At 44.7% G+C, this 14,876-nt stretch carries 14 protein-coding genes; 6 read left to right on the top strand and 8 right to left on the bottom strand.

Annotated elements, in window-relative coordinates; genetic code table 11:
• Positions 1-41: 41 nt before the first annotated feature.
• The 3 genes from AC0VYT_RS01725 to leuC all read right to left on the bottom strand — a co-directional run bounded on the left by AC0VYT_RS01725 (position 42) and on the right by leuC (position 2,808).
• Positions 42-614, bottom strand: coding sequence for a hypothetical protein (locus tag AC0VYT_RS01725; protein ID WP_005016754.1), 573 nt, complete (start codon positions 612-614; stop codon positions 42-44).
• A 99-nt stretch (positions 615-713) separates the two neighbouring features.
• Positions 714-1,364 (bottom strand): 3-isopropylmalate dehydratase small subunit, encoded by a 651-nt coding sequence (gene leuD / locus AC0VYT_RS01720; RefSeq protein WP_005016755.1) that lies wholly within the window; start codon positions 1,362-1,364, stop codon positions 714-716.
• Between the two features lie 10 nt (positions 1,365-1,374).
• Positions 1,375-2,808, bottom strand: coding sequence for a 3-isopropylmalate dehydratase large subunit (gene leuC, locus AC0VYT_RS01715; protein WP_005016756.1), 1,434 nt, complete (start codon positions 2,806-2,808; stop codon positions 1,375-1,377).
• A gap of 221 nt (positions 2,809-3,029) precedes the next feature.
• On the opposite strand from leuC, the gene AC0VYT_RS01710 reads away from it, so the two are divergent.
• Positions 3,030-3,902 (top strand): LysR family transcriptional regulator, encoded by an 873-nt coding sequence (locus AC0VYT_RS01710; RefSeq protein ID WP_005016757.1) that lies wholly within the window; start codon positions 3,030-3,032, stop codon positions 3,900-3,902.
• A 37-nt stretch (positions 3,903-3,939) separates the two neighbouring features.
• Here AC0VYT_RS01710 and AC0VYT_RS01705 read toward each other — a convergent pair whose 3' ends face one another.
• On the bottom strand, positions 3,940-4,590 hold the full coding sequence (locus AC0VYT_RS01705) for an HAD family hydrolase (protein ID WP_005016758.1): 651 nt from the start codon (positions 4,588-4,590) through the stop codon (positions 3,940-3,942).
• Positions 4,591-4,774: 184 nt separating this feature from the next.
• Here AC0VYT_RS01705 and AC0VYT_RS01700 point away from each other — a divergent pair, with 184 nt between their 5' ends.
• Both AC0VYT_RS01700 and ptsP read left to right on the top strand, forming a co-directional pair.
• Positions 4,775-5,257, top strand: a complete 483-nt coding sequence (locus AC0VYT_RS01700; protein ID WP_005016769.1) for an RNA pyrophosphohydrolase — start codon at positions 4,775-4,777, stop codon at positions 5,255-5,257.
• An 85-nt stretch (positions 5,258-5,342) separates the two neighbouring features.
• Positions 5,343-7,634 carry a phosphoenolpyruvate--protein phosphotransferase gene (gene ptsP / locus AC0VYT_RS01695; RefSeq protein ID WP_005023238.1) on the top strand — a complete coding sequence of 764 codons (2,292 nt, stop codon included), beginning with the start codon at positions 5,343-5,345 and terminating at the stop codon, positions 7,632-7,634.
• A gap of 13 nt (positions 7,635-7,647) precedes the next feature.
• Here ptsP and AC0VYT_RS01690 read toward each other — a convergent pair whose 3' ends face one another.
• Positions 7,648-7,833 carry a DUF7230 family protein gene (locus AC0VYT_RS01690; RefSeq protein WP_005023237.1) on the bottom strand — a complete coding sequence of 62 codons (186 nt, stop codon included), beginning with the start codon at positions 7,831-7,833 and terminating at the stop codon, positions 7,648-7,650.
• Positions 7,834-8,014: 181 nt separating this feature from the next.
• Entirely contained in the window at positions 8,015-9,664 is a 1,650-nt protein-coding gene (locus tag AC0VYT_RS01685; protein ID WP_005023235.1) for an acyl-CoA dehydrogenase family protein, read from the bottom strand.
• Positions 9,665-9,741: 77 nt separating this feature from the next.
• Here AC0VYT_RS01685 and AC0VYT_RS01680 point away from each other — a divergent pair, with 77 nt between their 5' ends.
• The 3 genes from AC0VYT_RS01680 (at position 9,742) to AC0VYT_RS01670 (ending at position 12,761) form a co-directional block, all read left to right on the top strand.
• Complete coding sequence (locus tag AC0VYT_RS01680; RefSeq protein ID WP_005023232.1) at positions 9,742-10,362, top strand: TetR/AcrR family transcriptional regulator; 621 nt, start codon at positions 9,742-9,744, stop codon at positions 10,360-10,362.
• A 309-nt stretch (positions 10,363-10,671) separates the two neighbouring features.
• Positions 10,672-12,192 carry a catalase gene (locus AC0VYT_RS01675; RefSeq protein ID WP_005023229.1) on the top strand — a complete coding sequence of 507 codons (1,521 nt, stop codon included), beginning with the start codon at positions 10,672-10,674 and terminating at the stop codon, positions 12,190-12,192.
• A 179-nt stretch (positions 12,193-12,371) separates the two neighbouring features.
• A complete protein-coding gene (locus tag AC0VYT_RS01670; RefSeq protein WP_005023226.1) occupies positions 12,372-12,761 on the top strand; it encodes a DoxX-like family protein in 390 nt (129 codons plus the stop codon).
• Here the strand turns inward: AC0VYT_RS01670 and AC0VYT_RS01665 are convergent.
• Together AC0VYT_RS01665 and AC0VYT_RS01660 are read right to left on the bottom strand one after the other, a co-directional pair.
• A complete protein-coding gene (locus AC0VYT_RS01665; RefSeq protein ID WP_005023224.1) occupies positions 12,751-13,791 on the bottom strand; it encodes an MBL fold metallo-hydrolase in 1,041 nt (346 codons plus the stop codon). The two genes, AC0VYT_RS01670 and AC0VYT_RS01665, sit on opposite strands and share 11 nt — an antisense overlap.
• A gap of 62 nt (positions 13,792-13,853) precedes the next feature.
• On the bottom strand, positions 13,854-14,801 hold the full coding sequence (locus AC0VYT_RS01660; RefSeq protein ID WP_005023221.1) for a cation diffusion facilitator family transporter: 948 nt from the start codon (positions 14,799-14,801) through the stop codon (positions 13,854-13,856).
• Between the last annotated feature and the right edge of the window lie 75 nt (positions 14,802-14,876).

The raw sequence follows: 14,876 nt of genomic DNA, 5'->3' as shown, positions 1-14,876 counted from the left end.
CATAATTTTAAAACCAGCGTATATCTACAGCTGATGAGCGATTAAAGTTTCTTTTCCACAAACTCGCCCAAACCCGTCAATACATTATAAGGACGGCAGAACCGGCGAATCGTGCGTTTTTCCTGTTGCAGATCGACACAGAGCGGATCAGGTGCTGAAACATTTAGCAAGCTTCCGGTTCTGCTTGAACGATCACGAAACATATGAAAGGTATAGCGCTGATTAGCCTTGAACTGATGAATGACATGCAGTTTTTCAGCCCGATCCTGCGATATAGGATAAAAACGGATTACCACTTCATACTGTTTGGCTGGAACTGATAGGTACAACGGATTCGGCTGGCTGAGGGAACTGCCCTGCAAACGTACAATTCCTTCACGGATTGCTTCCGAATTTACCCGATGTGTTAAGGGATCAACGATTTGAATATCACTAATCCGCTCAAATTCACAGTTTTCTGTTCCTGAACAGTAAATCAGCGCATTCGTCTGAGATTCTGGTTTTTCCGCATATTTAATACGGACAGTGTCTACCGCGTTCTGAGTACTTTGACATGCACTAAGTAACACGCCACATAAACTGATAATAACACTATGGCCGAATATCCTGTTCATCGTCCGAGCCCAACCTCATATATAGAGAAACTATAAATATTTTTATAGTCAAACATGTTAGCAAGACTTGGGCTCCTGCGCTACGCCTAAATGTCGAGCTTAACCTTGAATATTATTGAAAACCCATGGACGCGTCTTTTGGATTTTCGCTTCATATTCACGGATTAAATCTGCATCCTGTAAGGTCAGACCGATATCATCAAAACCGTTTAACAGACAATGCTTGCGAAACGGGTCAACCTCAAAACTGAAGCTTTGACCATCAGGTGTACGCACCTGCTGAGCGGCCAGGTCTACTGTGAGCTGATAGCCTTCATGGGTATTTACTTCCTGAAATAACTGATCGACCACTGACTCGGGTAAAATAACCGGCAGCATGCCATTTTTAAAACAGTTATTAAAGAAAATATCAGCAAAGCTTGGCGCAATAACGGTACGGAAGCCGTATTCATTTAGTGCCCAAGGTGCATGCTCACGGCTGGAGCCACAACCAAAGTTCTGACGCGCCAACAAAATCTTGGCATCCTGATAACGTGGCTGGTTCAAGACAAAATCCGGATTGATCGGACGCACTGAATTATCCTGACCCGGATAGCCTTCATCCAGATAACGTAATTCATCAAACAGGTTATCGCCAAAACCGGTCCGTTTGATGGACTTTAAAAACTGCTTTGGAATGATCAGATCAGTATCGACATTCGCACGATCTAATGGCGCAACGATTCCCTGTTCAACAGTATATGCTTTCATGGTGTGCTCCTTAGAAAGAACGAACATCAACAAAATGACCGGCAATTGCCGCAGCAGCTGCCATCGCTGGACTTACCAGATGAGTACGTCCACCATTGCCCTGACGGCCTTCAAAGTTACGGTTAGAAGTAGAAGCACAGTGTTCGCCTGGCTGTAACTTGTCTGCATTCATAGCCAAGCACATGGAACAGCCCGGTTCACGCCATTCGAAACCTGCTTCAATAAAGATTCTATCAAGACCTTCGGCCTCAGCCTGCTGTTTTACCAAACCGGAACCCGGCACCACCATCGCCTGTTTGATGCTTGATGCAACCTGGCGACCTTTAACAACTTCTGCCGCTGCACGGATATCTTCAATACGGGAGTTAGTACATGAACCAATAAAGACACGGTCCAGCTGGATTTCAGCCAAAGGCTGTCCGCCATTTAAGCCCATATACTGGTAAGCACGGGTCCAGTCATTGCGTTGTACATCATCTTTAGCCTGTTCTAACATAGGTACAGCCTGCGATACAGGAATAACCATTTCAGGTGAAGTACCCCATGAGACCTGTGGTTCAATCTCTTCACCCTGTAATACAACTACCGTATCAAATACTGCATCACTATCCGAATGCAGGGTATTCCAGTAAGCCACAGCCTGATCCCATTCTGTACCTTGCGGGGCATAATTACGGCCTTTGACGTATTCAATGGTTTTTTCATCGACTGCGACCATGCCTACACGTGCACCAGCCTCAATTGCCATATTGCAGACAGTCATACGGCCTTCAATCGACATGTCACGGAAAACCTGACCACCAAATTCAATGGCATAGCCTGTGCCACCTGCGGTACCAATCTTGCCAATAATTGCCAGGACTACATCTTTTGGCGTGACACCCTGACCAAGCTGGCCATCGACACGAATCAGCATATTTTTCATTTTCTTCTGGACCAGACACTGGGTTGCCAGCACATGTTCAACTTCTGATGTACCAATCCCATGAGCCAGACAGCCAAATGCTCCATGAGTTGCAGTATGTGAGTCGCCACAGACTACTGTCATACCTGGTAAGGTTAGACCCTGCTCCGGCCCAACTACATGCACAATTCCCTGACGGATATCATTAATACCAAATTCTACAATATTAAATGTCTTGCAGTTGTCATCTAGGGTTTGCACCTGAATTCGTGAGGTTTCATCTGCGATACCGGCAATGCCCTGTGCCCGCTCTGCCTTGGAGGTAGGTACATTATGGTCAGGTGTTGCAACATTGGCACTTAAGCGCCAAGGTTGACGGCCTGCTAGCTGTAATCCCTCAAAAGCCTGCGGAGATGTCACTTCATGCAATAAATGACGGTCGATATAGAGTAGACATGAACCATCATCCCGCTGGAAAACCAAGTGATCATCCCATAATTTGTCATATAATGTTTTTGCTGCTGATTGATTGCCTGCCATGTCGACGTGCTCCAAGGACTGGGTATTTCCTAAATTATTTTAAATTATAATCGCTATTTTACATAAATCTAATTTATCATTTTTATTAATTATTAAACTTTTTGGAATTAAAAGAATTTTATTCATTAGAAATAATTTAAAACCGGATTTGCTTTATTATTTCTTAAATTTTATAAATAATACTGAATATATAAAAAATCCTTATAGGATAGAGTATCCACATGAATCTTGCCGCCTTCGAAGCCTTTGTCAAGGTAATGGAAACTGGTTCCATTTCCCAAGCTGCCGAGCAACTATTTATCACCCAGCCTGCGGTGACCAAACGTATCCACAGTCTGGAGGATTACTTCGGAGTTAAACTTTTTGAATCTGCGGGACGAGGTGTACAGGCGACTCATGCGGCCCACTCTCTCTTGCCTAAAGTCAAAAACTGGTTAAATGAGCTAGGTGATATCCACCATACTTTGAGTCATGAACAAAGTCAGGTGCAGGGACGCCTAAAAATTGGCACCAGTCATCACATCGGACTGCATCACTTACCCCATCATTTGAAGAAATATGTACAACAATTTCCAGATGTGACACTGGATGTACATTTTGTTGACTCTGAACAGGCACACGAACAGGTGCTCGCGGGCGATCTGGAACTGGCATTTTTAACCTTGCCGCCACAGGGAGATAGTCGTCTGAATTACAGTACCATCTGGAATGATCCTTTGGTTTTTGTAGCCGCACCTTTTCACCTACTCGCCCAGCGCAGTAACTTAAAGCTGGAAGACCTGATCGCCTATCCGAGCCTGCTACCTTCAATTCAGACCTATACCAGCCAGATTACGCTTGCGGAATTTGAAAAGAAGGGGTTAAAACCTAAAATTACAATGAGCAATAATCCATTAGAATCAATCCGCATGCTGGTTTCAATCGGTCTAGGTTGGTCCGTCCTGCCACAAAACCTGATTAATCAGGATTTACAACGCTTGGATATTCCGCTGGAAATGAGCCGTAAACTGGGTCTGGTATGGCACCCGGGGCGCAGCCAGTCCAGAGCCATGCTGGAACTGATCGACATGATGAATACAGAAATAAAAATATAGCACCTCGAGGTGCTATATTTTAAACCGGATATATAGCTTAGATTGACCAGTCCTGAATTTCCCATCCCTGCACCTCGGCTAGGACCTGTAAGCGCTCATCCGGATTGACTGCAATAGCATGGCTTGCATATTCGAGCAAAAACCGGTCATTAATTGAGTCCGAATAAGCCCACGATTCGGTTACTGTACGGCCATTTAACCATTGTTCCAGACGAGCCAGCTTACCCTTCTGGTAACATGCTATTCCAGTTACCTTGCCAGTATACCGATGATCAATTAGCTCTGCATTGGTGGCAATAATCTCGGTAATACCGAATTCACGGAAAATAGGCGCAGTAATGAAGTCTGAAGTTGCGGTAATCCCGACAATTTCATGACCCAATGCCTGATGTTTTTTGACAGTTTCAAACCCTTGAGGCCGCATTTGCGCACGAATAACTTTTTGCATAAATCGTTCATGCAATTCGGTCAGGTAAGGTAAATCATGTTTGGTCAAAAACTCAAAAACAAATTCATTGTAAGCAATCGGGTCCAGCTGACCAGCTTTATAGTCTTCATAGAAGCTGTCATTGATCTGACGGTGACGTACCGGATCGACCAGTCCCTCATTGACCAGAAATTCTCCCCAAGAATGGTCAGAATCGGTGTTAAGGAGCGTATGGTCCAGATCAAATAAAGCCAATTTCATAAAAATTCTCGTTAAAACTGAAATTTAAAGCAAAAAAATGTAAATCTATCTCCGCTAGTCGATAGAAATTCGTTAAGATCATAGCAATTTTTAACATTTTACTTTGATCTTTTTTCGAGCTGGATGCAGTTATTTATCATCCCCGATTTCAAAGTTAAGCCAATAGATAAATTTAGGTAGCCAAATGATCGACTCAGAAGGTTTCCGACCGAATGTCGGGATCATTTTGGCAAACGATGATGGACAGGTGTTATGGGCAAAACGCATTGGACACAATGCATGGCAATTTCCACAAGGAGGGATCCAGTTTGGAGAAACCCCTGAGCAGGCACTTTATCGTGAACTGAGAGAAGAAGTCGGCTTATTGCCTGAACACGTTGAAATTATTGCGCAGACTAAAGGCTGGCTGCGTTATCGTTTGCCACACCGGTACATCCGCTCCGATTCAGAGCCTGTATGTATCGGACAAAAGCAGAAGTGGTTTTTATTAAAACTAGTGGCCTCTTCCGAGCATATCCAGCTGGACCTGTCCAATCCGCCAGAATTCGACCAGTGGCAATGGGTCAGTTACTGGTATCCGCTCGGACAGGTGGTAAACTTTAAACGGGATGTTTACCGTAGGGCCATGATGGAATTGTGTATGCAGTTACCACAGCAGCCATCCTGAAAATTCAGCATTTTCGCGAATGATTTTTGTCAGGGCTGCTGTTATAAAGAGTAAACAGATTTAAAAATATTTGGAGCATTCATCCATGTCAAACATGCAGCTGGACACCCTAAGACGTATTGTGCAGGAAATCAATGCGTCGGTCAGTCTGCATGAGTCCTTGGAAATTATGGTGAACCGGGTGGCCGAGGCCATGAATGTGGATGTGTGTTCGGTTTATCTGCTAGATGAACGCAATCAGCGTTATCTGCTTATGGCTTCAAAAGGTTTAAAGCCAGAATCTGTCGGGAATGTTTCGTTACAGGTAGGTGAAGGCCTGGTTGGGCTGGTCGGTCAACGTGAGGAAATCGTCAACCTCGACAATGCCCCTAAACATGAACGATTTTTATATTTGCCAGAAACTGGTGAGGAAATCTATAACTCCTTTTTAGGCGTGCCGGTCATGTATCGCCGTAAGGTGATGGGTGTGTTGGTCGTACAAAACCGGGAATCACAGGATTTCAGTGAAGCGGCTGAGTCTTTTCTAGTCACGCTGTGTGCACAGCTCTCCGGCGTTATTGCTCATGCCCATGCTGTAGGCAATATTGATGTCTTTCGAAAATTCAATAACTCTACCACTTATAAAACCTTTCAAGGCGTTTCAGGTGCAGGTGGAATCGCCTTAGGCCGCGCAATCATTTTATATCCTCCGGCTGACTTGGCTGCCGTGCCTGACCGTGAAGCAGAAGATATTAGCGATGAGCTGAATTTACTTGATCAGGCGGTACAGTCAGTGCGTACTGAAATCAAGGCACTGGATGAGAAAATGCAGGATTCCCTGATTTCTGATGAACGGGCGCTGTTTAGTGTCTTTTTACGGATGCTGGATGAAAATGCTTTGCCGGCCGAGATTAAAGAGTTGATTCGTAATGGCAGCTGGGCACAGGGTGCTGTCCGCCGGGTAATTGATAAACATATTAATCTGTTCTCCCTGATGGAAGATGATTATCTGCGTGAACGGGTGGCAGACTTAAAAGATTTAGGCCGACGTATTCTGGCTTATTTGCAGGAGGCTGAGTCTGGTCACCGCGAACTAAGTGCTGACAGTATTTTAATTGGTGAAGAAATCAGTACGGCGGCACTGGTAGAGCTACCTGTCGATAAAATTGCTGCGATTGTCACCTCTGAAGGCGCAACCAACTCACATATGGTGATTGTAGCGCGGGCATTAGGTATTCCGACTGTTGTCGGTGTAACCGAATTACCCGTTAATACGCTTGATGATGTCGAGATGATTGTAGATGCCTATCAAGGTCGGGTTTTTATTAATCCGCCACGGCGCCTGCGTCAGCGCTATAAAGATGTGCAAAAAGAAGAAGAGCAGATCGCCAAGGATTTAAAACAGTATGAAACTCGTGATGCGATCACGCCAGATGGACATGTGGTTCCGCTTTACGTCAATACTGGTTTAATGATCGATGTGGTCCGTGGTGTTCAACGCGGCGCCAAAGGTGTAGGCCTGTACCGCTCTGAAATCCCCTTTATGCTGCGTGACCGTTTTCCGGGTGAAGAAGAACAGCGTGCAATTTACCGCCAGCAGCTGAGCCACTTTGCCAATAAACCGGTAGTAATGCGTACGCTTGACATTGGTGCAGATAAAGATCTGCCATATTTTTCAATTGAAGAAGAAAATTCGGCGCTCGGCTGGCGTGGTCTGCGTTTTACACTAGACCATCCGGAAATTTTTTCCTCACAGATTCGTGCTATGCTCAAAGCCAGCATTGGACTCAACAATTTGCACATTTTGCTGCCTATGGTAACCAGTGTCAGTGAAGTAGAAGAAGTGCTTTATCTGCTAGAACGGGACTGGGTCGCGGTTCAGGAAGAAGAGCAGGTCAAGATCACTAAACCAAAAATCGGAATCATGGTGGAAGTACCGAGTGTACTGTTACAGATTGATGAATTCGCCGATCTGGTAGATTTCTTTTCAGTGGGTTCGAATGACCTGACTCAATATTTGCTGGCAGTTGACCGTAATAATCCTCGGGTTGCCAATGTCTATTCACATTTTCATCCTTCAGTACTGCGAGCCCTCTACCGCCTGGTGGGAGAATGCCGGAAATATAACAAACCTATCAGTATTTGTGGAGAAATGGCAGGCGATCCGCTTTCGGCAGTATTGTTAATGGCAATGGGCTTTAATACTCTTTCCATGAGTTCAAGTAATATTTTAAGGGTACGAAAAGCAATCTGTCATACACCGTTTAGTGATGCTGAACAGTTACTGGAAGAAGTACTGAGAATGAATAATCCGCTGGTCGTAAAAAGCTGGCTTGAGCATTACTTTAAAACGCATGGCCTGACTGATATGGTGAAATCTAGCCGTCTGGTGGTATAAATGTCAGCTTAACTTAAGCTGCAAAGCTGAAACAGGAAGGACGATAATCATCAGAATATCGCCCTTGCTTATGTTTGCTATAACCGCGTTTTGCATTTTTTTTGCGGTCTGTAAATACATGACTGCGGTTGACTTCATGCATATGTTTAGCAACAAAGTTATGAATAATAACTTCTGGCTGCTTCTTGCTTTTTGCCATAGTGTTTACCTATCAGGTCAGATTAATTCAGAGTATTATTTTTACACAGAGCCTGTGCCAGCAGATTATCGCCTATTTTACTCTGCTGGCAAGAGATATTGATGGGGGCAGTATGTATTTTTTAAAGTCACGCTACCCTCTCATCAAGATGCTTTTTTATACCCTTAAAATTATAGAAACTTTAAGCAGGAAAAGCCCGTTCCAGTACACGCTGCATATCAACTAAATGGAGATCGATCAGTCCTGTAACCCGACCATGAAATGCCGTATAGCGAGTCTGGATAAAGGCATTTGCTACAAAATCTGGAGCATATTTTTTCAATAGTACTGCTTGTGCCAGAATGACCAGGCGACTCACTAAAGTCCGTGCCATAAATTGCAGCTGATCTGGACTTTGTGCGAAAAGCTGTAGCAACTGCTGTAATTCCTGTTGTAACAATGGTTCATCCTGAATAGTTCCGGCAAATGAATGTATTAAAATCTCTATAGATTCGCGGTCACGCTGTACCGCACGTAATACATCCAGGCACATTACATTGCCTGAACCTTCCCAGATTGAGTTTACCGGTGCTTCCCTGAAAATACGTGCCATGATTCCGGTTTCGACGTAGCCATTGCCTCCAAAAACCTCCATTGCTTCGCCACTCAGTTCTACCACTCTTTTACAGATCCAGAATTTTGCAGCTGGCGTCATCAGACGTTGCCAGGCTTTAGACAGCGGATCATCTTGCTGGTAGCAGGAAGCCAGATGCATAGCTAACTGTACTGCTGCTTCAGATTCCAATGCCAGATCGGTCAGTACTGATTGCATGAGAGGCTGTGCTGCCAGAGGTTTACCAAAAGCCTGACGCTGCCGGGTATAGGCTAGACACTGAACCAGTGCCTGACGCAACATGGCACTACTGCCTACTACACAGGTCAGCCGGGTATATGCGGCCATTTCAATAATAGTCGGAATACCTCTGCCCGCCTCACCCAGCATGATTCCCCAAGCCTCCTGAAATTCGACTTCACTACTGGAATTACTGCGGTTACCCACCTTATCTTTTAAGCGCTGCACATGAATACTGTTTTTGCGACCATCCTCCAGCCAGCGCGGCACAAAGAAACAGGCCAAACCATCTTGTTCGGTATTGGCGACCACCAGATGTGCATCACACATCGGCGCTGAAAAAAACCATTTATGACCGGTAATCAGATAACCCTGCCCACGTCCGTGCTGTCCGACTGGTACTGCTTTGGTCTGGTTGGCACGCACATCGGAACCACCTTGTTTTTCAGTCATGCCCATGCCTAACCAGATTGATTTTTTCTGGCTTATGCGCAGGTCGCGCGCATCATAATGCTGCGACAGTAATTTATCACCCAGCTGTTGCCATAGCGCCGGTTCACGCTGTAGCAAGGGAATACTGCCAAGCGTCATGGCAGTTGGACACAGACTACCGCATTCGATCTGCCCATTTAAATAAAAACGTGCTGCCCAGTTCAGCCAGCCTTGTGCATCATCTGGTTTACTAAAAGGATAGGCATGGACTTCATAGCTGCGGTTGAGTACCATCCACTGATGCCAAGCCGGATGAAACTCAATTACATCACAGCGCCGGCCACGTGCATCAAACGCCTTAAGCTCCGGTGTATAGCGGTTAGCCTGTTCGGCATACTGATAATATTCGGCAGAACCGGCTATCGTACCTAACTGGCTTAGCCTGGCCTGATCTTGACTTTGATGGCGTTGCAATATTTCCTGTAATATCGGATCGGTATCAAACAGGTTATAGTCTTGAAGTTCATCAAACTGATTCTGGATTTGATGAGTCGCCCATGTATTCATTCTTCTTTCCATATAGTCATTCTTATCTTTCTTCAGTATAAAAGAATCAGCTCTATATAGTGTTCGGTTTCTCCTATATGAAAACACCAGCCTTTAAAGCTCGCCGCAAACCGCAACAGTCACGTGCGCGCATGACTCAGGCCGCCTTACTAGAAAGCTTTGTTCGGCTTTTAGATACTCAAGATTACCCTGATATCACTATTCGGGATATTACTGAGCTGGCAGGTGTCGGCTTGGGTACTTTTTATGAATACTTTGGTGATAAAGATGAACTGGCCGCACTTTGCATCCATCAGTACATTAAACAGCAGGCCAAAGCCCTAGAACAGTATGCCAATACCTTAGAAGCTTCTTTAGAATTAGCGTTATATATTGAAGCACTGGTTAATTTCCAGATTCAGAGTATTTGGCAAGAACAGCACATTTGGGCCACTTTATTTTTACTTGAACGTCAGATTTCCAGTTTGTCTGCCTATCAAAAACACTATCGCTTACATGTAGAAAGCTGGTGTAAGGTTCTTGTGCACCTCTGCAATTGTCCTAGGCAAGAACTCGAAAGTCTTGCCCTCAATCTGCACCGGATTATTTATGGCATGATTTCACAGACCCTGCTTCAGGAGCCGGAATACCAGCACTGGTTTGAACTGAAACAAGATATCCGGCGCGCTATCTCCGGCTTTTTACCCTTAAGCCCTTAAAATCTAATTAATTAATTAAAAATAAAATAATAATCGTTTTTACCTATACAAACCATTAATTTTTATCGTTGGTAAATCAATCAGATAACCTCTAAATTATGCTTAACAGAACAGATATACCGAACGTTTATATAGCTCGTAGTTCAAGGCAGAGCCAATACGCAGTGAACATGCCGGTATATAAGGTTCCTTACCGATACTGGAAACAGTGGCAGCTAGAATACAGTGATTTGATCAGTAGTTTAGTCAGAAGAACTGGTCCTATTTTAGAGCACCACTGCACCAGACATTCAAAGAATGGAGCATAGCATGAGTCAAGACATCAAAAAGTGTCCAGTCAGCCACTTAACTACAGACTTCGGTGCGCCCGTTGTAGACAACCAGAATAGTATGACTGCTGGCCCACGCGGTCCGCTTTTAGCCCAAGATATGTGGCTCAATGAGAAACTTGCCAACTTTGTCCGTGAAGTTATTCCTGAACGCCGTATGCACGCTAAAGGTTCCGGTGCATTTGGAACATTTACTGTCACCCAAGATATTACCCGGTATAGCTGTGCCAGCATTTTCTCTGAAATTGGTAAACAAACTGAAATGTTTGCACGTTTTACCACTGTAGCAGGTGAACGTGGAGCAGCTGATGCTGAACGTGATATTCGTGGCTTTGCCTTGAAGTTTTATACTGAAGAAGGCAACTGGGATATGGTCGGTAACAACACGCCAGTGTTTTTTCTGCGTGACCCGCGTAAATTCCCGGATTTGAATAAAGCTGTTAAACGTGACCCACGCACTAATATGCGTAATGCCACTTATAACTGGGATTTCTGGACCTTGTTGCCTGAGTCATTACATCAGGTCACCATTGTTATGTCAGAACGCGGTATTCCTGCCAGCTACCGACATATGCATGGTTTTGGCAGCCACACCTATAGCTTTATTAATGCCAGCAGTGAACGGTTTTGGGTGAAGTTTCACTTCCGTACCCAGCAGGGTATTAAAAACTTGACAGATGCTGAAGCAGAAGTACTGATCGGAAAAGATCGTGAAAGCCACCAGCGTGACCTGTATGAGGCCATTGAACGGGGTGAATATCCGAAATGGACTATGTATGTTCAGGTCATGCCAGAAGCAGATGCCGAGAAAGTACCATATCATCCTTTTGACCTGACAAAAATCTGGCCACATGCCGATTATCCACTGATTGAAGTCGGTAAGTTTGAACTGAACCGTAATCCGGAAAATTTCTTTCTAGATGTAGAACAGTCAGCTTTTGCGCCAAGTAATCTGGTTCCGGGAATTAGTGTATCACCTGACCGTATGCTGCAGGCACGCCTATTTAATTATGCCGATGCCCAACGTTACCGTCTGGGAGTAAACTATCAGCAGATCCCGGTGAATAAACCACGCTGTCCGGTACACTCTAACCACCGTGATGGACAGGGCCGGATTGATGCCAACTATGGCAGCCTGCCACATTATGAGCCAAACAGCTTCAGTCAATGGCAGGAACAGCCGCAGTATAGAGAGCCGCCATTAAAGATTACAGGTGATGCAGCATACTGGGATTATCGTCAGGATGATGCAGACTATTTCAGTCAGCCACGTGCACTTTTTGCTCTCATGAATACTGAACAAAAACAGGTTTTATTTGAAAATACGGCACGGGCAATGGGGGATGCGCTGGATTTTGTTAAATACCGCCATATCCGTAACTGTTATGCCTGCGACCCGGCTTATGGTGAAGGTGTTGCTAAAGCACTGGGATTAGAGGTAGCTGATGCTCAGGCTGCACGTGATTCGGACCCAGCCTATGGCCAGCCAGGTTTTCTTTAACCTGAAATAAACCCTTTAAAAAGAAACCATCTGGTATGGTTTCTTTTTTTGCTTGTCAGGCATAAGAGCATTAACTCTTTACAAAAAATTCTCGTCATGTGCGAGAATATTGCTCCTGAAGAAATCAATTAAAAATAATTTCTGAAAAGACACTACTAATAAATGCCAGGCATATTTTTATGCGTCCACTCTTTACCATTCAGCTCACGTTAGCCTTACTCTGGTTATATCAGGGGCTTGTTCCCAAACTTCTGTTTCAATCTCCTGATGAAATCATAATCTGGCAAAATATGGGCCTTGATCTGGTTCTGGCTAAAATTTTGCTGGGTCTGTCCGGGGGCATCGAAATGCTGTTCGGTTTATTCTTCTTGAAATGGCCTAGATCTATTCTCTTGCATAGCTTAAACATCATCGGACTTATAGGACTGCTACTGCTGATTATATGTATAGCACCTCTTCAACTTACAGCTGCGTTTAATCCGGTAGTCATGAATATTGCCATGCTGATGCTTTCTGTAGTGGCAGTTCAGCTTATTGTACAGGAACAGAATAAAGACCTTAAACAATGAGGCGTCTTCCTTCCCGTATGCAATAAAATGGCCCCAACAGTTTGGATGAATTCTGCATGGCTATATTCAGGTCCTGTTCAGGCTGCTCGCGACCTTCATCTGTGAGCTGGAAAGTCCGGTAATGGATTGCCAGTGAACGACGGGGTGCCAGATCCAAATGTGCCTGAAATGCTTCTTGAGGATTCATATGCATATATTGCATCAACTCTCGCGGCTCATATGCGCCGATCGGAAGCAAAGCGATCCGGGGAGCTCCCAGTTCGGCATGAATCTGTTTGAAATGCGGTGAATAACCTGTGTCACCTGCAAAAAAACAGTGACCGGTCTCATGTATGATTGAAAAGCCCCCCCACAAAGCCCGGTTACGATCACGCAAACCACGCCCTGAACCGTGTTGTGCAGGTGTGTACACTATTTGAAACTTATGCAACAACGCAGCCTGCCACCAGTCCATTTCTATTACCTGAAACTTTTTAGGCAGATAAAAACTGTTGCCAAGCCCGGTATAAATTGGCATGGCAAATTTTTTGTGCAGCCAGCGTAGAGTTGCCAAGTCCATATGGTCGTAGTGGTTATGACTCAAGAGTACGGCATGAATTTCCGGTAATTGTTCTAATGCAATACCGGCAGTACAGCTTCGTTTTGGACCTGTACCCTGCTGCGGACTGACATAGTCTGCCCACACCGGATCTGTCAGAAAATTATACGGCCCGATTTGAATCAGTACGGTAGCATGACCAATAAACCAGACCTGCCAGTCGTCCATACTGGCATGTGGCCGGTTCTGTGGACCCGCATGTGCCGGAATTTCTGTCTGTGTATTTTCCTCTTCCCATGGCAAAGGTTTACGGCTATATAACCACTTGATCAGATCACGGCGCCGATAACCGGCCGGATGAGCCACATAATTAAAGAACTCTTCTCCATTGTAATGGTCAGAAGGGCTGAAACTAAACTCAGGTTTTCTCAAGGTATGTAACCAGCAGGATTCCGTCTTTAAACGGTAAGAGTAATGAGCTTGCTTATTCATGAATAAAAATCTTTATATAAAACGGCAAATCTGTAGGTGCAAGTACTGATATCTGGCCGTGATTATGCTGTGTCATCGAGGCGATCTTTCATACGTTCCATCCAGACCTTCTGGGTTTGGGGTTTTACAAAAAGTGCCACCACTTCCGGATGCACTTTTTTTGTATTGGCCTCAATCCGGTTTACACAGGCTTCAATCTGGTCTGAAGTCAGATTATCTTTAAACTCAAGACTTAAGGCAGCCAGCACCTGATGTGCACCCAACTGTTCAGTAATCAGACCGTTTGCCGAGAGTACCGCCGGGTCCTGCTGTGCAATACTCAGAACATTTTGCCGCAGTAAGGGATCTGCAGTTTCACCCAGCAGCAATCCCTTGGTTTCCCGGCCCAGCAATAGGGCTGCCACAGCCAGAATCACACCAATGAGAATTGAAGCAATACCGTCGAGTACTGGCATATTCAAAGTATGGGAAAAATACACACCGAGCAATGCAATTACCAAACCAAGCAGTGCAGCTGTATCTTCAAACAGAACTGTAAATGTAGTCGGATCTTTACTACGCCGGAATGCCTGAAAGTATCCAAGTTTACCCTTGCTTTTGCGAAAGCTTTTTAAAGCGATAAACCATGAAGTACCTTCTACAACAATAGCAATTCCAAGTACAACATAGTTAATCACCGGTGAAACGATTTCTTCAGGATGACGAATATGCTGAATCCCCTGATAGATCGAAACTACCGAACCTAATGCAAACACCATCAGGGCCACAATAAAAGCCCAGAAATACAGTTCTCGTCCATAACCAAAAGGATGACGCATATTGGCTGGCTGCTGGGATTTTTTCAGTCCATAGAGCAGCAAGATTTCATTGAGGGTATCAACAACTGAATGGATTGCCTCACTCAGCATAGCCGAACTATTCGTCAGATAAGCTGCCACGAACTTGACCATTGCAATGATCAGGTTCCCGATCAGGGCTGCATAAACAACGACTTTATTGGATTCAGACATGGAAAATGACCTAATTTTATTTTTATCAGACCGGCTGATTCAATTTTCTAATGGACTTTCCTGATCTTAGCCAAA

It is taken from the genome of Acinetobacter sp. QJM3NY_42, assembly GCF_056173745.1.
The sequence above is the reverse complement of the archived record's forward strand: the minus strand, read 5'-3'. Positions and strand labels throughout refer to the sequence as shown.